This window comes from Brevundimonas aurifodinae (assembly GCF_040195595.1).
Classification (GTDB): Bacteria; Pseudomonadota; Alphaproteobacteria; order Caulobacterales; family Caulobacteraceae; genus Brevundimonas; species Brevundimonas aurifodinae.
The window spans coordinates 1-16,358 of record NZ_JBEGDD010000006.1; the positions used below are offsets into that span (position 1 = coordinate 1).

The 16,358-nt window shown below is 66.9% G+C and carries 17 protein-coding genes; 12 read left to right on the top strand and 5 right to left on the bottom strand.

Features of this window, described 5'->3' with window-relative positions; genetic code table 11:
• Positions 1–3,189, top strand: a complete 3,189-nt coding sequence (locus ABN401_RS08190; protein WP_432763534.1) for a discoidin domain-containing protein — start codon at positions 1–3, stop codon at positions 3,187–3,189.
• Positions 3,190–3,227: 38 nt separating this feature from the next.
• Positions 3,228–3,659: a hypothetical protein gene (locus ABN401_RS08195; protein WP_349684354.1), complete on the top strand. Its 432-nt coding sequence runs from the start codon at positions 3,228–3,230 to the stop codon at positions 3,657–3,659.
• Positions 3,660–3,663: 4 nt separating this feature from the next.
• Here the strand turns inward: ABN401_RS08195 and ABN401_RS08200 are convergent, their stop codons facing one another.
• A complete protein-coding gene (locus ABN401_RS08200) occupies positions 3,664–5,178 on the bottom strand; it encodes a serine hydrolase (protein ID WP_349684355.1) in 1,515 nt (504 codons plus the stop codon).
• Between the two features lie 287 nt (positions 5,179–5,465).
• Here ABN401_RS08200 and ABN401_RS08205 point away from each other — a divergent pair, with 287 nt between their 5' ends.
• From ABN401_RS08205 to clpA, 3 genes are all read left to right on the top strand, one after another.
• On the top strand, positions 5,466–5,957 hold the full coding sequence (locus ABN401_RS08205) for a phasin family protein (RefSeq protein ID WP_349684356.1): 492 nt from the start codon (positions 5,466–5,468) through the stop codon (positions 5,955–5,957).
• 144 nt (positions 5,958–6,101) lie between these two features.
• Entirely contained in the window at positions 6,102–6,434 is a 333-nt protein-coding gene (clpS, locus tag ABN401_RS08210) for an ATP-dependent Clp protease adapter ClpS (protein ID WP_349684357.1), read from the top strand.
• 12 nt (positions 6,435–6,446) lie between these two features.
• Positions 6,447–8,759 carry an ATP-dependent Clp protease ATP-binding subunit ClpA gene (clpA, locus tag ABN401_RS08215; RefSeq protein WP_349684358.1) on the top strand — a complete coding sequence of 771 codons (2,313 nt, stop codon included), beginning with the start codon at positions 6,447–6,449 and terminating at the stop codon, positions 8,757–8,759.
• Between the two features lie 160 nt (positions 8,760–8,919).
• Here clpA and ABN401_RS08220 read toward each other — a convergent pair whose 3' ends face one another.
• Positions 8,920–9,228 (bottom strand): CsbD family protein, encoded by a 309-nt coding sequence (locus tag ABN401_RS08220; RefSeq protein WP_349684359.1) that lies wholly within the window; start codon positions 9,226–9,228, stop codon positions 8,920–8,922.
• 154 nt (positions 9,229–9,382) lie between these two features.
• Here ABN401_RS08220 and ABN401_RS08225 point away from each other — a divergent pair, with 154 nt between their 5' ends.
• From ABN401_RS08225 to ABN401_RS08240, 4 genes are read left to right on the top strand one after another with little or no spacing between them, the layout of a single operon-like run.
• Positions 9,383–9,742, top strand: a complete 360-nt coding sequence (locus ABN401_RS08225; protein ID WP_349684360.1) for a phage holin family protein — start codon at positions 9,383–9,385, stop codon at positions 9,740–9,742.
• A 33-nt stretch (positions 9,743–9,775) separates the two neighbouring features.
• Entirely contained in the window at positions 9,776–10,057 is a 282-nt protein-coding gene (locus ABN401_RS08230) for a type II toxin-antitoxin system RelE/ParE family toxin (protein WP_349684361.1), read from the top strand.
• Between the two features lie 7 nt (positions 10,058–10,064).
• Positions 10,065–10,346, top strand: a complete 282-nt coding sequence (locus ABN401_RS08235) for a HigA family addiction module antitoxin (protein ID WP_349684362.1) — start codon at positions 10,065–10,067, stop codon at positions 10,344–10,346.
• On the top strand, positions 10,346–11,110 hold the full coding sequence (locus ABN401_RS08240) for a DUF8608 domain-containing protein (protein WP_490424183.1): 765 nt from the start codon (positions 10,346–10,348) through the stop codon (positions 11,108–11,110). The genes ABN401_RS08235 and ABN401_RS08240 overlap by 1 nt, the downstream gene beginning before the upstream one ends.
• Here ABN401_RS08240 and cobS read toward each other — a convergent pair.
• The 3 genes from cobS to ABN401_RS08255 all read right to left on the bottom strand — a co-directional run bounded on the left by cobS (position 11,107) and on the right by ABN401_RS08255 (position 13,339).
• Positions 11,107–12,114: a cobaltochelatase subunit CobS gene (gene cobS / locus ABN401_RS08245; RefSeq protein WP_349684364.1), complete on the bottom strand. Its 1,008-nt coding sequence runs from the start codon at positions 12,112–12,114 to the stop codon at positions 11,107–11,109. The two genes, ABN401_RS08240 and cobS, sit on opposite strands and share 4 nt — an antisense overlap.
• A 59-nt stretch (positions 12,115–12,173) precedes the next feature.
• A complete protein-coding gene (locus ABN401_RS08250; RefSeq protein ID WP_349684365.1) occupies positions 12,174–12,599 on the bottom strand; it encodes an organic hydroperoxide resistance protein in 426 nt (141 codons plus the stop codon).
• A 68-nt stretch (positions 12,600–12,667) separates the two neighbouring features.
• Positions 12,668–13,339 (bottom strand): J domain-containing protein, encoded by a 672-nt coding sequence (locus ABN401_RS08255; RefSeq protein WP_349684366.1) that lies wholly within the window; start codon positions 13,337–13,339, stop codon positions 12,668–12,670.
• Positions 13,340–13,385: 46 nt separating this feature from the next.
• Here ABN401_RS08255 and ABN401_RS08260 point away from each other — a divergent pair, with 46 nt between their 5' ends.
• The 3 genes from ABN401_RS08260 to ABN401_RS08270 all read left to right on the top strand — a co-directional run bounded on the left by ABN401_RS08260 (position 13,386) and on the right by ABN401_RS08270 (position 16,235).
• Positions 13,386–13,685, top strand: a complete 300-nt coding sequence (locus ABN401_RS08260; protein WP_349684367.1) for a BolA family protein — start codon at positions 13,386–13,388, stop codon at positions 13,683–13,685.
• 81 nt (positions 13,686–13,766) lie between these two features.
• A complete protein-coding gene (locus ABN401_RS08265) occupies positions 13,767–15,593 on the top strand; it encodes an ATP-binding protein (RefSeq protein WP_349684368.1) in 1,827 nt (608 codons plus the stop codon).
• A 96-nt stretch (positions 15,594–15,689) separates the two neighbouring features.
• Positions 15,690–16,235: an RcnB family protein gene (locus tag ABN401_RS08270; RefSeq protein ID WP_349684369.1), complete on the top strand. Its 546-nt coding sequence runs from the start codon at positions 15,690–15,692 to the stop codon at positions 16,233–16,235.
• The last annotated feature ends 123 nt before the right edge of the window (positions 16,236–16,358 follow it).

Below are 16,358 nucleotides of genomic sequence, written 5' to 3' on the forward strand. Positions count from 1 at the left end.
CTGCTCGCGCTCCTCCTCTTCGCCACCCCCGCCCACGCCCAGTCCACCCGCACGCTGGACGCCTTCGAGGACCTGTCGCCCTGGACCGCCGACGCCTCCACCGACGTTTCCTCGACGGTCCGCCCTGTCGACGGCCCGCGCGGCCAGGCGATGCGGCTGGACTACGATTTCAACGGCCGCTCCGGCTATGCCTTCGCCGCCCGCCCCCTGTCGTTTCAGGCTCCCGAAAACTACGAGATCCGCTTCCGGGTCCGGGGCGAGGGGCCGACCAACACCTTCGAAATCAAGTTCACCGATGCGTCCGGCGAGAACGTCCATTGGCGCCAGTTGACCCGCTATGATTTTCCTGGCGAGTGGACCGAGGTGGTCATCAAGCGGCGCCACATCATCTGGGCCTGGGGGCCGAACCCCGACCGGACCTTCCGGGGCGCCGAGCGGATCGAGTTCGTCGTGGTGGCCGGGGATGGCGGCCGGGGCTTCATCGAGATCGACGACCTGACGCTGCGCACCCTGCCGCCCGAACCCTCGGTCCCGCCGCGCCCGATCGCCGAGGCGTCGAGCGAAGATGGAGACTCAACCGGATCGCTGGCGGTCGATGACGACCCAAGAAGCGCATGGATGACCCGGGGCGCTGGGCAGCAGAGCCTGACGCTGGACCTCGGCTATGAGCGCGAGTTCGGCGGTCTGACTTTGACCTGGGTCGAGGGTCGCGCCGCCTTGCGCTACCGGCTGCTGGCGTCCTCCGATCGTCGCGGGTGGCGAGAACTGGCCCGGGCCGACGGCTCGGACGGTGGGACCGACTGGCTGATGACCACCGAGGCCTCGGCCCGGTGGCTCCGCCTCGAACTGCTGGAACCCCAGCCCGCAACGGCCTCGGGCCAGATGGGCGCGGGCTTCGGCGCGCGCGACGGGGCAAGCGCCGCCTACGGCCTGGCCGATCTGCGCATCGAACCCTTGTCGTTCGGCGAAAGCCGCACCGCCTTCCTGACCGCCATCGCCGACCGCAGCCGACGGGGCCTCTATCCGCGCGGCTTCCGGGGCGAGCAGCCCTACTGGACCCTCGTCGGCGTCGACGGCGGCGGCGAGAGCGGCCTGATCTCCGAGGATGGTGCCATCGAGCTGAAGCGCGGCGGGCCCTCCATCGAGCCTTTCGTGCTGGACAACGGTCGGCTGGTGACCTGGGCCGACGCTCGCATCGAACAAGGGCTGGTCGACGACGACCTGCCGATCCCCACCGCCACCTGGACCCACGACGACTGGACGCTGAAGGTCACGGCGATGGCCGAGGGGTCCCCCGACGCGGCGTCCCTCTACGGCCGCTACGACCTGACCAATACCTCCGCGCGTCCGCGCACCCTGACGCTCGCCCTCATGGCCCGCCCAATGCAGGTCAACGGCCCGATCCAGTTTCTGGCCGTGCCGGGCGGGGCCTCGCCGCTGGATCAGGTGCAATGGAACGGGGCCGAGCTGGTCCTGAACGACGCCTTGCGCGTCCGCGCCCTGGTCCAGCCCGACGAAGCGCGGCTGGCGACTTTCCATGCCGGGGCCGATCCGCAGAGCCTGCTCGCGCGCGGCCCTGACGCGCCCCGCGACGCCATGGTCGAGTCCGACCGCACCAGCCTGATGGCCGGGGCCCTCACCTGGACCGTGACGCTGACACCGGGCGAGACGCGGAGCGTAGGCTGGGTGACGGCGCTCGCCGGCGAACGCCCGGCTCTGCCCGCGACCGGCTCGGTCGAGGCCGCGCTCGACACGGTCCAGGAGCGGGTCGCCGCGACCTGGCGCGAGAAGCTGGACCGGTTCGACCTGATCCTGCCGCCGGAGGCGCAGCGGATCGAGGATACGATGAAGTCGTCGCTGGCCCACATGCTGATGTCGCGCCAGGGGCCGATCCTCCAGCCCGGCACCCGCAGCTACAACCGCTCCTGGATCCGCGACGGAGCCATGATGGCCGAGGGCCTGAACCGCCTCGGCCACGCGGCCCTCAGCCAGGACTACCTCGCCTGGTACGCCCCCTTCGTCTTCGACAACGGCAAGGTGCCGTGTTGCGTGGACGCGCGCGGTGCCGACCCCGTGCCCGAGAACGACAGTCACGGCGAGTTCGTCTTCCTGGCCGCCGAGACCTATCGTTACACCGGAGACGAGACCCAGTTGCGGGCCGTCTGGCCTCAGATCCAGGGCGCGATCCGCTATATGGACGAGCTGCGCGCCACGTCGCGCGCGGCCGAGAACCAGACTGCGGATCGGCGGCATCTGTACGGCCTTCTGCCGCCCTCGATCAGCCACGAGGGCTACTCGGACCGGCCGGCCTATTCGAACTGGGACAACTTCTGGGGACTGCTCGGGTATCGGGACGCGGTCTTCATCGCCCGAACGCTGGGCGACGCGGCGGCCGCCGCGCGGTTCGAGGCCTCGCGCCGGGAGTTCCTGACCGATGTCCTGGCTTCAATCGAGGCGACGGCCGGGCATCACGGCATCGACTGGATCGCGGGGGCGGCGGATCGCGGTGACTTCGACGCCACCTCGACCACTATCGGCCTGTCGCCGGGCGGGCTTCAGGACCAGCTGCCCCAGACGCTGCTGGCGAACACCTTCGACCGATACTGGGCGAACTTTCAGGCCCGGCTGGCCAACCGGGTCGCGTGGCGGGACTATACGCCCTATGAGCTGCGGAACGTCGGTGCCCTGGTGCGGCTCGGCCAGCGTGAGCGGGCGCTGGAAGCGTTGGACTTCTTCTTCGCCGACCGTCGTCCGGTCGCCTGGAACGGCTGGGCCGAGGTGGTGGGCCGCGATCTGCGCGAGCCCCGCTTCATCGGCGACATGCCCCATGCCTGGATCAGCTCGGACTACATCCGTTCGGCGCTGGACCTGTTCGTGTACGAGAGGGCGGGCGACCGCGCGCTCATCCTCGCGGCGGGCCTGCCGATGAGGTGGATCGACACCGCCACCGGGGTCGGCCTGCGTGATATCCGGACGCCCTATGGACCGCTGAGCTACGCCCTGAGACGCAGGGCCGGCGTGACGACTCTGACGCTGGCCCCCGGTGCCGCCCCGCCGGGGGGTTTCGTCCTGCGTTGGCCCGAGGAGGAGGCGCTGCCGACCCGCGTCAGGATAGACGGCCGGACGGGCAGCTGGGCGGGGCGCGATCTGGTCATTCCGGTGGGCGCGCGACGGGTGGAACTGCGTTGACGGTTTCGCGTGATCGGGCGCGGCGCTAGACTCTTGCGATGACCCAGATGCGCCGCCTGATCGACCTGCCCGGAGTGGCTGACCTTGAGGCCAGGGCCCTGATGAGGCCTGGATACGCCGACCCGACCCGTCGGGACGAGTTCCCGGAAGTGGACGCCTGTCTGACCGACCTGTTCGGCCTGTCGGGGGACGAGGCCGAGGCGACGATACGCCCCGAGGATTGGGACGGAATCGAGGATCTGTCGCCACAGGATCAGGCCGACGCCTTCGAGGCGGAAGGCTGGGATGTGCGCGACACCAGGCGCAGACCGCTGCGGATGCTGGGACGGATGGCCGGACCTCTGGCCCTGGCCATGCGAGGCGTCGCCGGCCGCTTGCCGGAAGCCCCGTTCAGGCCTGAGCCCGCCGAAGAGCGAGACGCCTGGGCCTCCGGCCTCGCCGCCGAGGCGGCGCGTTTCCGCAAGCGCTGACGGCTCAGCCGCCGGGGCGCACCACCATGCAAGTGACCCGGCGAGCGTCCAGCGCCTCGCAGGCCGCGCGGGCCGCAGCCTCGGTCATGCCGGTAAAGCGCGAGCGGTGCCAGCCGGCCGCGGAGGCGATGTTGCGTTCGGCGTTCGAGAACTGACTGCGGAACCGGCGATTGACTTCGGTCAGCCATTCGGTGGCGACGGTCTCGTCGCGGAAGGCACCGACCTGGACGCTCCAGCGTTCGGCCGTCGGGCGCGTCGTGGCGGGCTCCGGCGGACGGGACGTCGTGGTCGCGGCGTTTCGGTTCAGCGTCGAACTGCTGGCGACGCCACTGTTCAGGCTGGCCGTCAGATTGGCCGGCCGGGAGGGCGGCGCCGCCGCGCGCTCGACCGGCGCAGGCAGGGGCGTGGCCCGGGTGTAGCCGGCGGGCGGCGTGGCCGCGACCGTCGTCGGCGCAGGCACGGCGGCGGCCGGCAGGGAGGCGTAGGCGATGCCATTCGACCCCTGACCTTCCTCGTCGTCGGCCGTCGGCGCGCCATTCAAGGACGCGTAGGCGACGGGGGCCCCGGTGTCGGGACCGCCGATGCCGAACCCACGCGCCTCGAAGAAGGCCTGGGCGACCTGGATGCGTTCGCCGGCGGCGCGGCGGCGCTCGACCTCGAACCCGGTGTCCATAAGCTCGGCGACGTGGGCGTTGCGGGTCGCGCTGGAGCGGCCCCCCAAAACGATGGCGATCAGGCGACGGCCGTCGCGCACGGCCGAGGCGGCGAGGTTGTAGCCGGAGGCATTGGTGAAGCCGGTCTTGATACCGTCATAACCGTTTCCGGAATGCAGCAGGCCATTGGTGTTGCGATAGCCGCGCCCCTCATAGGCCCAGTCATGCTGGCCGAAGTAGGCATAGTACTGCGGATAGTCGCGCATGGCAGCGCGCGCGAGGATGGCCAGATCGCGGGCCGACGTCAGCTGGCGGCTGTCGGGCAGGCCGTTGGGATTGACGTAGCGAGTCTGTGTCATCCCCAGCTCCTGGGCCTTCAGTGTCGCCATGGCGGCGAAGCGGGCCTGGGATCCACCGATGTGCTCGGCGATCACCACGGCCATGTCGTTGGCGGATCGAACCGCCGTGGCGCGCATGGCGTCGTCCAGCCGGATGGTCTGACCGGCGGCCAGACCCAGCTTCGACGGCGGCTGGGAGGCGGCGAGGGGGGAGACCGTCAGGATGTCATCGACGCTGACCTGGCCACGCTCCAGCGCCTCGAACGCGAGATAAAGGGTCATGACCTTGGTGATGGAGGCGGGATAACGGCGGCTGTCGGCATGGCGGGCGAACAGGACCTCGCCCGTGCCGGCGTCGACGACGATGGCGGCGTAGCGGGTGTTCTCGCCGGACTGGGCCCGGACCTGCGACCATGCGCCCAGACCGGTCGCCGCGATCATCACCAGGATCGCCAGCGCGGCCATCAGGCGGCGCGGCTCTGCCCAGACACTCAGGGTCCGCAGGTTCTGTGACGACTGGCGCTTCATCGGCAACTCGCCTCATCCTCTCGTGACGCGACGGCGGCCCCCCCGGCGCGACGCAGATGTCAGCCTAACATGAGGGCCGCAGGTTTCACGTGGGTTAACCAGAGGTCAACGCGGATTTGAACCACCTAATCCTGATACGCGAGCCGGAAGCCTGGCCGTTGTGCGTTGCAACATAAATCTCTTGACCCTTGTTCGCAGTTGCACCATACACGCCTCGTCGCACCGGAATCGGCGCGAGAAGCATCACGCGGATCAACCGCGATTTCATCTGGTTCAGGAGAACTCCCATGGCCGACACCGCCGAGACCATCAAGAAGACCGTCGATCAGACCGTCGCCAACACCAAGGCCCAGACCGAACAGTTCAAGGCCCAGGCCGAGACCGCCCAGGCCGCCGGTGCCAAGGCCCTGCGCGAAGGCATGGAAAAGACCACCGCCTCGCTCGCCGAGCTGTCGGCCCACTCCAAGTCGAACCTGGAGGCCCTGACCGCCTCTGCCACCGCCGCTCAGAAGGGTGCCGAGGCCCTGTCGGCCCAGGCCCTGTCCTATGGCAAGACCAGCTGGGAACACAGCGTCGCCGCCGCCCAGTCGATCGCCCAGGCCCGTTCGGTCCAGGAGCTGATCGAGCTGCAGACCAACTTCGCCAAGTCGGCGATGGAAACCTACCTCTCGGAAGTCACCAAGATGACCGAGACCCTGACCGGATCGGTCAAGGACAGCTTCAAGCCGATCAACGAGCGCGTCACCGCGACCGTCGAGACCTTCCAGGCCGCCCGCTAAGCCTGACCAGATCGTCGCATGTTGAGGGCCCCGGCGGTGACGCCGGGGCCCTTTTCGCATGTCTCACGTCACCTGTGACTGGACGCGCCTTCAAATCAGGCCATCATTCCCTATCTGATCCATCGAACTCCCACCGGATTACGAATGCCGTCGAGACGACCAGGTGAACAGAACGGCGGCGGCCAGGGTGCCGCCACCATCACCGAGACAAAGCCCAAGCTTCAGAAGCCCTCGCTCTATCGGGTGCTGATCCTGAACGACGACTACACGCCGATGGAATTCGTCGTCTATGTGCTGGAGCGGTTCTTCCAGAAGAGCCGCGAGGACGCGACCCGCATCATGCTGCATGTGCACCAGCATGGCGTCGGGGTCTGCGGCGTCTTCACCTATGAGGTGGCCGAGACCAAGGTCGCCCAGGTGATCGAGACGGCGCGCCGTCACCAGCACCCGCTGCAATGCACGATGGAAAAAGACTGAGAGGATCTCCCCATGCCCTCGTTTTCACGTCCTCTCGAAGAGACCCTGCACCGCGCGGTCTCCTACGCGAATGAGCGCCGTCACGAATATGCGACGCTGGAACACCTGTTGCTGGCCCTGGTCGATGACCAGGACGCCGGCGCGGTCATGAAGGCCTGCAACGTCGATCTGAGCGCGCTGAAGACCGCCCTGACCCTGTATGTCGATACCGATCTGGCCGCGCTCGCCACCTCGGACGGCGAGGACGCCAAGCCGACGGCCGGTTTCCAGCGCGTGATCCAGCGCGCGGTGATCCACGTCCAGAGCTCCGGCCGCGAAGAAGTGTCCGGTGCCAATGTGCTGGTCGCCATCTTCTCGGAGCGGGAGAGCCACGCCGCCTACTTCCTGCAGGAGCAGGACATGACCCGCTACGACGCGGTCAACTTCATCGCCCACGGCATCGCCAAGAAGGCGGGGCAGGGCGAGACGCGCCCGGCCAAGGCCGCGGCCCAGAGCCCTGAGGAGGCCGAGGACGCCGCCGCCGTCAAGTCGGGCGGCGAGGCGCTGGAAGCCTATTGCGTCGACCTCAACGAGAAGTCGCGCAACGGCAAGATCGACCCTCTGATCGGCCGGATGGCCGAGGTCGAACGCTCGATCCAGATCCTGTGCCGCCGGACCAAGAACAATCCCCTGCTGGTGGGCGAACCCGGCGTCGGCAAGACCGCGATCGCCGAGGGGCTGGCGCGCAAGATCGTCAACGGCGAGGTGCCGGACGTGCTGAAGGGCGCGACCATATACTCGCTCGACATGGGCGCTCTGCTGGCCGGCACCCGCTACCGCGGCGACTTCGAGGAGCGGCTGAAGCAGGTCGTCAAGGAGCTCGAGAACCACGACGACGCCATCCTGTTCATCGACGAGATCCACACGGTGATCGGCGCGGGCGCGACCTCGGGCGGGGCGATGGACGCGTCCAATCTGCTCAAGCCCGCCCTGGCGTCCGGCACGCTCCGTTGCATGGGCTCGACGACCTACAAGGAGTACCGCCAGCACTTCGAAAAGGACCGGGCCCTGGTCCGGCGCTTCCAGAAGATCGACGTCAACGAGCCGACGGTCGAGGACACGGTCAAGATCCTGAAGGGGCTGAAGACCGCCTACGAGGGCCACCACAAGCTGCGCTACACCGACGCGGCCATCCGGTCCGCTGTCGAGCTGTCTGCCCGCTACATGACCGACCGCAAACTGCCGGACAAGGCGATCGACGTGATCGACGAGGCCGGGGCCAGCCAGATGCTGCTGGCCGAATCGAAGCGCAAGAAGGTCATCGGCCAGAAGGAGGTCGAGGCCGTCATCGCCAAGATGGCGCGCATTCCGCCGAAGTCGGTCTCCAAATCCGACACAGAGGGCCTGCGTGAGCTTCAGAAGGACCTGAACCGGGCCGTGTTCGGTCAGGACGCGGCGATCGAACAGGTGGCCTCGGCCATGAAGCTGGCCCGCGCCGGCCTGCGGGATCCGCAAAAGCCGATCGGCTCCTTCCTGTTCGCCGGCCCCACGGGTGTCGGCAAGACGGAGGTGGCCAAGCAGCTGGCCTCCACGCTCGGCATCGAGATGCTGCGCTTCGACATGTCGGAATACATGGAGCGCCACACCGTCAGCCGTCTGATCGGGGCCCCTCCGGGCTATGTCGGGCATGACCAAGGCGGGCTTCTGACCGATGCCGTCGACCAGCACCCGCACGCCGTCGTCCTGCTGGACGAGATCGAGAAGGCGCACCCGGATGTCTACAACATCCTGCTCCAGGTGATGGACAACGGGATGCTGACCGACGCGGTGGGCAAGAAGGTCGATTTCCGGAACGTGGTCCTGATCATGACCACAAACGCCGGGGCGGCCGACAACGCTCGGGCCTCCATCGGCTTCGGTCGCGGCAAGGTCGAGGGCGAGGACGAGAAGGCCATCCAGCGCCTGTTCGCGCCCGAGTTCCGCAACCGCCTGGACGCCGTGGTCAGCTTCAAGGCCCTGCAGCCCGAGGTGATCCGTCAGGTGGTGACCAAGTTCGTCCTTCAGCTGGAGGCCCAGTTGGCGGACCGCAACATCACCATCGAACTGACCGACGACGCGGCCGACTGGCTGGCCAAGAACGGCTTCGACGAACTGTACGGCGCGCGCCCCCTGGGCCGGGTCATCCAGGAGAACATCAAGAAGCCGCTGGCCGACGACATCCTGTTCGGACGCCTGACGCGCGGCGGCCACGTCAAGGTGGAGCTCAAGGACGGCAAGATCGCCTTCGACATCACCCCGACCGCCGGCGCGCCGGCGAAGGAAACCGTGGACGGCGAGGCGGTCTGACATCAGCAGACGCCGTCATCCTCGGACTTGATCCGAGGATCGGCAGGTCAACAGCGGATCTGCAAAAAGGGGCGCACCGTCATGGTGCGCCCCTTCTTCGTCTCAGCGATTCAAAGTCCGATCCTCGGATCAAGTCCGAGGATGACGGAGCGCGGAATGGTCAGCCGCGACGGCGGCCGGAGCCGGCGAGGATGAAGGCGAGGCCCGCCAGAATTCCCGTGGTCAACAGGGGCTTGCGACGGGCGAAGTCCAGGCCCGTACGGACCGGCTCGCGCAGATCGGCGGGGGCGCGCTCGGACAGGGTCTCCAGCTTGTCGATGGCGCGGCCATAGGCGTCCAGCGCCTTGCCCTTCACCTCCTCGAACTTGCCTTCGACCTGCAGCTTGGTGTCGCCGGTCAGGTTGCCGATGCCGTTCTTGAGCTTGCCGCTGATGCCGTTGGCGGCACCTTCGATGCGTTGGTCGGTCATGAAATAGGTCCTTCTGCTGATGACGCCGGGGAGGCTTGCGTGAGAAGCGCATATCAACCGCTACGGTTCCGCTAACGCCGGTGGTTGCGGGCGCGTCGCGGCATGTCGATATCAGGCGCGTCGAAGGTGGCGAAAAGTGGAGCGAGACGACCAGATGATCCGGTTCATCCTGCAGGCGGTGGTCACGGCGTTGGGCCTGTGGCTCGCGGCCTACCTCGTGCCGGGCGTGGCCTTCCTGTCGACCGGGTCGCTGATCGCGGCGGCGGTCTTGCTGGGGCTGGTCAACGCCGTCGTGCGGCCGATCCTGGTGTTCGTGACCTTTCCGCTGACGGTGGTGACATTCGGCCTGTTCCTGCTGGTGGTGAACGCGGCGACGATCGGGATCGTGGCGAGCCTGCTCGGCGGGTTCGTGGTCGACGGCCTGTGGCCCGGGGTCGGGGCGGCGATCGTGACGGGACTGGTCAGCTGGATCGCGGGGTCGGCGATCCCGGATGAAGGCAGACGGCGGGATTGAGCCGTATAACGTCATGCGTTATACTCTGGGCCGATGATCCGCAGTTTCCGAGATCGTGAGACCGAGCGTTTCTGGAATGGGTTCGCCGCGCGGCGGTTTCCTCCGGATATTCGACGGTCGGCGCAACGGAAGCTGGAACTGATCGACGCGGCCGGACGGCTCGACGACCTTCGCTTGCCACCGGGCAATCGGCTGGAAGCGTTGTCGGGCGACCGGAAGGGTCAGCATTCGATCCGGATCAATCAGCAGTGGCGGGTCTGTTTCCGCTGGACCGATGGAGGCGTCGAGGATGTCGAGATCTGCGACTACCACTGAAGAATGGATGGACCCGGTGACGCCGGGGGAAATCCTGCTGGAAGAGTTCCTGATCCCGGCGGGGCTCAGCCAGACCGCGCTCGCCAACGCCATCGGCGTGCCCCCGCGCCGGATCAACGAGATCGTACTGGGCAAGCGGGCGGTGACGGCCGACACCGACCTGCGTTTGACCCGCTATTGGGGGATGAGCCAGGGGTTCTTCCTGCGGCTTCAGGTCAGCCATGATCTGCGCGAGCAGAGGCGGAAGATCGGGCCGCAACTGGAGATGATTACGCCGAGGGCGGCGTAGTGGCGGTCCAGCGAGCACTCTGGCGCCCATACTTTGAGGCCTTTCCCCCGTGGCCGTGCCCGACCTGTGGCGGCGTTGGCAAATTGGTCGTGATCAAGGACGCCTTGAAGGTAGAGGAGACCGGTCCGTCGAGGTCGGAGCATGGGCAGGAATACTGGGATCCCGAGCACATTCAAAAGCGATTTTCGGGCTTGTTTCGGTGCAACAACGATAGGTGCGGCGAAGTCGTCTCGGCAACGGGAAATACTGATCTTATTGAAGTCTACTACTACGATGAAAACGGAATTCCAGACTCAGACTATAATGAACGGTATTGGCCTCTTTCTCTGAATCCAGCCCCCCACATATTTGATATACCGGAAAAATGCCCAGAGACTGCCTCCAAAGCTATCACCGCAGGCTTTGCTTTGTTTTGGATTGATCGGGACGCCTGCGGGAGCAAGTGGCGCCTGGCGATAGAAGAGCTTTTGACCGAATTAGGTATCTCGCGATTTAGAAAGCGAGTGAAAGGTAGGCCGCTTCAGACGCGACCTCTTCAGGATCGGATTAATTCGTTTAAGTTGAAAAACCCAGAAGCCGGAGAATGCCTTGAAGCTGTTAAATGGTTAGGCAACCACGGCACGCATGCCGGTTCAGGATTGAAGGATGATGACATCCTAAAGGCGGCGGAAATCTTAGAGCATGCGCTCGATCTGATCTATGTGGATAGACAAGGTCCAATCAAGGCCGCCAGAAAAATCAACAAAAAGAAGGGGCCAGCCTAACCCACCTTCACCCGCGTCGCCGCTTCGGGCAGGTCCTCTCCGAACGCCCGCTGATAGAATTCCGCGATGGTCGGACGTTCCAGCTCGTCGCACTTGTTCAGGAACGTCAGCCGGAAGCTCAGCCCCAGGTCGCCGCCGAAGATGGTCGCGTTCTGGGCCCAGGTGATGACGGTGCGGGGCGACATGACCGTCGAAATGTCGCCGTTCATGAAGGCGTTGCGGGTCATGTCGGCGACGCGGACCATGGCGGCGATCTTCCTGCGGCCCTCGGCGTCGGCCCAGTCGGGCACCTTGGCGGCGACGATCTCGGCCTCCACGTCGTGGTCGAGGTAGTTGAGCGTCGTCACGATCGACCAGCGGTCCATCTGGCCCTGATTGATCTGCTGGGTGCCGTGATACAGGCCACTGGTGTCGCCCAGGCCGATGGTGTTGGTCGTGGCGAACAGGCGGAACCACTTGTTGGGACGGATCACCCGGTTCTGGTCCAGCAGGGTCAGGCGGCCCTGCGCCTCCAGCACGCGCTGGATCACGAACATCACATCGGGGCGGCCGGCGTCGTATTCGTCGAACACCAGGGCGATCGGGCGCTGGATGGCCCAGGGCAGCATGCCCTCGCGGAACTCGGTGATCTGCTTGCCGTCCTTCAGGACGATGGCGTCCTTGCCGACCAGGTCGATGCGGCTGACGTGGCTGTCCAGGTTCACGCGGACCATCGGCCAGTTCAGCTTGGCCGCCACCTGTTCGATGTGGGTCGACTTGCCGGTGCCGTGATAGCCCTGGACCATCACCCGGCGGTCGTGGGCGAAGCCGGCGCAGATGGCCAGCGTCGTCTGGGGGTCGAAACGATAGGCGGTGTCGACCTCGGGCACATGGCTGTCGCCCGGCTCGAAGACCGGGACGATCATGTCGGAATCGATTCCGAAGACCTCGCGCACCGACGCCTTGCGGTGGGGTTCGAACGTCAGCAGCGGGTCGGGGGTCTGGTCGAGCGGGGAAGGAGCCATGGGCTCATCTAGAGGCGCCGCGCGCGCGGCTCAACACGCGCGCGGCGTCCGGGGTGCGGTTATTCCGCCGACAGGGCGACGTCGACGTTGCCGCGCGTGGCGTTGGAGTAGGGGCAGACCTGATGCGCCTTGGCGATCAGGGCGTCGATCGTAGCCTTGTCCAGGCCGTGGTCGGTGATCTTGAGGTCCACAGAGATGTTGTAGCCCTCGCCATGGTCGTTCTTGCCGAAGCCGATGCCGGAGTGGACCTTGGTGTCCGGTCCGACCGGGGTTCCCGCGCCCTGGCTGACCAGTCGCAGCGCGCCGAGGTAGCAGGCGGCATAGCCCACGGCGAACAGTTGCTCCGGATTGGTGCCGGGACCGTCGTCGCCACCCATGGCCGCGGGCACGGACAGGGTGACGTCGATCTTGCCGTCGTCGGTGTGCGACCGGCCCGAGCGACCGCCGCCCGAGGCAACGGCGTGGGCCTTGTAGAGAACGTCCATGGGGGGCTCCTGTGAGGATTGGTCCCCATATCTAGTGCGGCCCGCGCGGCGCGCCAGCGGGCGTCGTGTCAGTTCGCCATCCCGGCCTTCTTCAAGGTCTTGTAGGCCTTGATGACGCGCTGGAGCTTGGCCTCGGCACCCCGGTCGCCCTGGTTCAGGTCGGGGTGGAAGCGTTTCAGCAGCTCGTGATAGCGCGCCTTGACCGCCGCCTTGTCGGTGCGGGCGTCGAGGTCGAGATCGGCGAGGGCCTGACGCTCCAGCTTGCCCAGACGCAGACCCTCTTCTTCCGCCGCCGCCTGTTCGCGCACGCGTCGGCCGAACAGGCCGAAGCTGTCGTGCCAGCCGCCGGCGCCGGTGGTGTTGGCCGTGCCCATCTTGGAGGCGAAGGCGGCGGCTTCCCGCGACATCTTGCCCGCCTTCATTTCCCAGGTCGGACGACCCCCGGTCATGGCCTCGCGCTCCTGGGCGGCGCGAATCTGGCCCTCGGACATGCCGGCGTAGAAGTTCCAGCCCTTGTTGTACTCGCCCGCGTGCGGCTGGCAGAACTCGTAGAACTCGTTCAGCCGCTCGCGCGATTTCGGGGCCCGGGCCGTGGCCGGACGGCTGCAGTCGGGCCAGTGACAGGGTTTCTCGCCCGGCTTCAGGCGCAGGACGTCGGCCTCCGCCGCCTCCTCTTCGGGGCGCGGCGGCTTGATCCGCATATCCTTGAAGCGGGGTTTGTACTGGAACGATGCAGGCATTGATCCCAGTGTAGGGGGGAATTGGTCACCATCAAGGAACACCCGCATGGCCGAAGGCCCTATCGCGTCGATTATCCGGGAAAAACTCACTCAGGGGCTCGCGCCGACCCGGTTGGAGATCGAGGATGACAGCGCGCGCCACGCCGGCCACCACCATGAAGGCGGCATTGACGCCAAGCCCGGCGGAGAGAGTCACTTCAATCTGACCGTGGTGGCCGTTGCGTTCGAGGGGCAATCGCGGGTGTCGCGCCAGCGCGCGGTGAATGCGCTGCTGGCCGATGAACTGGCGGGACCGGTGCACGCCCTGTCGATCAAGGCGCTGACGCCGCAAGAAGCTCCGACCTAGGAAAAAACCAGCGTTCATTTCGTCTTAGAAGGTTCGCCCTAGCGTCGTCATCGGGACTGTTTACACGCGGCCGGGGGACGAATGGTTGGCTCCGACGAGATCGGCAAGGACCTCGGCGCGGGCCAGGGGCGTCAGGCGCAGGCCGGCGACGCCGCCCAGGCCCTGACCGCGATCCTCCAGACGCAGTATCTGCGCTATCTCATCATCGCCAGCTGGGCGCTTGGGCTGCTGGCCACCGTGGGGGCCATCGAGGCCGTGGTGTGGTTCGCGGGGACCGTCGCGGCCGGGGCGGTCCGCGGCTCCTTCGAGCGCCGCATGGCCGGGCGGGTCGACAAGGGGTGGGGCCTGCTGTTCCCGGCCGTCGCCACCGTGACCACGGCGGCCTGGGCGTCGGCGCCGCTTCTGGCCTGGTTCTCGGACCATCCGTTTGGACACTCGCTGGCCGTGGCCCTGCTGATCGGCGGCTATGTGCTGGTCTTCTCCCAGCTGCGGAGCTCGCCCAAGCAGGCGATCGTGATCTCGTCCCCTTACTCGCTGGTGGCCGTCGCCATCCTGGCCAGCGCCTGGGGCACGCCGAACTTCCTGCCCTTCCTGGCCATCATGCCGTTCACGGCGGCCGGTCTGTTCGTGCTCGTCACCATGACCATGCTGCGGGAGGAGCGTATCCGCGCCTTCCAGGAGCATCAGGCGCACCTGATCGAGGAGCTTCAGGCCGCTCGCGACAAGGCCGACGCCGCCAATGAGGCCAAGTCGAGCTTCCTGGGTGTCATCTCGCACGAACTGCGCACCCCGATGAACGGCGTGCTGGGGGCGGCGCAGCTTTTGGGCGCGACCCGGCTGGAGGCGACGCAGCGCGAGTATCTGTCGATCATCCGCAACTCGGGCGACAACCTGCTGAGCCTGCTGAACGACATTCTCGACATGACCAAGATCGAGGCCGGAAAGATGACTTTCGAGGTCATCGACGTCAACCTGGAGGACCTGCATCGCCGGGTCACGGGTCCTTTCGTCGCCCAGGCCGAGGCCAAGGGACTGAATTTCGTCTGCAGCTTCGAGGGCGAAACGCCGGCCGTGGTTCGTGGTGACCCGCTGCGGGTGTGTCAGGTCATCCAGAACCTGCTGTCCAACGCCGTCAAATTCACCGAGGCCGGGACGGTCGATTATCAGGTCCGCAGCCGTCGGATCGGCGATCGCCGCTGCGCCTTCGACTTCTCCGTCACCGACAGCGGGGCCGGCATCGCGCCCGAGGATCTGGAGCGCCTGTTCCAGCCCTTCACCCAGGCCGATGTCTCCTCGACGCGGCGATTCGGCGGGACCGGCCTGGGCCTGACCATCGCGCGACGCATGGCCAATATCATGGGTGGCGACATCACCGTCACATCGACCCCGGGCGTCGGTTCGACCTTCACCCTCTCGGTCGAGGCCGAGGTCGTCGAGTGGCATTCTGTCGTGGCCGCTCAGGCGGTCGATGCAGAGGTCGAGGACGGCCAGGCCTTCTCGGTGCTGGTGGTCGAGGATCATCCCGTCAATCGCATGATCCTGGAGGCCTGGCTGAGCTCGGCCGGACACGCGACGACGGCGGCCGAGAATGGCCAGATCGCCGTCGACCTGGCTGCTGCCCAGGCCTTCGACCTGGTCATCATGGACGTGAACATGCCGGTCATGGACGGGCTGAGCGCCACGCGCCTGATCCGGCAGGCCGGGCTGAACCGGGATACGCCCATCGTGGTGCTGTCGGCGTCCGCCCGCCACGAGGATCACGAGGCCGGTCTGGAGGCCGGGGCTGACGCCTATCTCAACAAACCCATCGATTTCGCTGCCCTGGCGCAACTGATGCAGACGGTCAGCGCCGGGCGCGAGGGCCTTCGGGCCCTGACGGAAGCCGACGAAAGCCGCGCGGCCGCATGAACACCAGATGAGCGGCGTCGTTCAGATGCGGCTCAACCACAGGCTCCTAGGGTGAGGGCAAGTCGGTAGTTTCCGACGCCCCAAGGAGTATCTGCCATGAAGAAGCCCGTTCTCAAGACGCTTGGCACCGCCAGCCTGGTCGCCCTGATCGCCGCCGGCTCCATGGCGACCGCCTCGGCCGCCGACGCCCAGTCGCGCTACGACCGTGGCGACCGTCAGGAGCAGCGTCAGGACCGCCGCGAGGATCGTCGCGACGACCGCCGTGAGGATCGCCGTGACCGCGACAACCGCCATGACCGTCGCGAGTTCCGACAGGACCTGCGCGAGGATCGTCGGGAGTATCGTCAGGACCTGCGCCAGTATCGCCAGCAGGCCCGGGCCTATGAGCGGTGGCAGCGGGCCGAGCGTCGCTACAACGCCGGTCGCTACTATGCGCCCCGCGGCTATCAGGTCCGCACCTGGGGCTATGGCCAGCGCCTGCCCAGCCACTATTCGCGCGGCTATGTCATCAACGACTACGACCGCTACGGCCTGCGCGCTCCGCCCCGTGGATACCACTATGTCCGCAGCGGCAATGACGTGGTTCTCGCCGCCGTCGCCGGTGGCCTGATCTCCGCCGTGATCGCGGGGCTCTTCAACTAAGGGCCTACCGCTCGGCGCGCGGCGCCTCGCCGTTTGAGGCGCATCGCCGACCTGAGACGACGCCCCGGAGGGAGACCTCCGGGGCGTTTTCGCGTTTGGGCCTCGTCATGCCTAGATGAGGTC

What these genes read in the sequence shown, in the direction of transcription:
- ABN401_RS08235 (WP_349684362.1), top strand. Translation starts at nt 10,065, where the DNA reads ATGGACCCGGTGACGCCGGGGGAAATCCTGCTGGAAGAGTTCCTGATC.
- ABN401_RS08230 (WP_349684361.1), top strand. Translation starts at nt 9,776, where the DNA reads ATGATCCGCAGTTTCCGAGATCGTGAGACCGAGCGTTTCTGGAATGGG.
- cobS (WP_349684364.1), bottom strand. Translation starts at nt 12,114, where the DNA reads ATGGCTCCTTCCCCGCTCGACCAGACCCCCGACCCGCTGCTGACGTTC.
- ABN401_RS08270 (WP_349684369.1), top strand. Translation starts at nt 15,690, where the DNA reads ATGAAGAAGCCCGTTCTCAAGACGCTTGGCACCGCCAGCCTGGTCGCC.
- ABN401_RS08250 (WP_349684365.1), bottom strand. Translation starts at nt 12,599, where the DNA reads ATGGACGTTCTCTACAAGGCCCACGCCGTTGCCTCGGGCGGCGGTCGC.
- clpS (WP_349684357.1), top strand. Translation starts at nt 6,102, where the DNA reads ATGCCGTCGAGACGACCAGGTGAACAGAACGGCGGCGGCCAGGGTGCC.
- clpA (WP_349684358.1), top strand. Translation starts at nt 6,447, where the DNA reads ATGCCCTCGTTTTCACGTCCTCTCGAAGAGACCCTGCACCGCGCGGTC.
- ABN401_RS08255 (WP_349684366.1), bottom strand. Translation starts at nt 13,339, where the DNA reads ATGCCTGCATCGTTCCAGTACAAACCCCGCTTCAAGGATATGCGGATC.
- ABN401_RS08200 (WP_349684355.1), bottom strand. Translation starts at nt 5,178, where the DNA reads ATGAAGCGCCAGTCGTCACAGAACCTGCGGACCCTGAGTGTCTGGGCA.
- ABN401_RS08225 (WP_349684360.1), top strand. Translation starts at nt 9,383, where the DNA reads ATGATCCGGTTCATCCTGCAGGCGGTGGTCACGGCGTTGGGCCTGTGG.
- ABN401_RS08265 (WP_349684368.1), top strand. Translation starts at nt 13,767, where the DNA reads ATGGTTGGCTCCGACGAGATCGGCAAGGACCTCGGCGCGGGCCAGGGG.
- ABN401_RS08205 (WP_349684356.1), top strand. Translation starts at nt 5,466, where the DNA reads ATGGCCGACACCGCCGAGACCATCAAGAAGACCGTCGATCAGACCGTC.
- ABN401_RS08220 (WP_349684359.1), bottom strand. Translation starts at nt 9,228, where the DNA reads ATGACCGACCAACGCATCGAAGGTGCCGCCAACGGCATCAGCGGCAAG.
- ABN401_RS08195 (WP_349684354.1), top strand. Translation starts at nt 3,228, where the DNA reads ATGACCCAGATGCGCCGCCTGATCGACCTGCCCGGAGTGGCTGACCTT.
- ABN401_RS08260 (WP_349684367.1), top strand. Translation starts at nt 13,386, where the DNA reads ATGGCCGAAGGCCCTATCGCGTCGATTATCCGGGAAAAACTCACTCAG.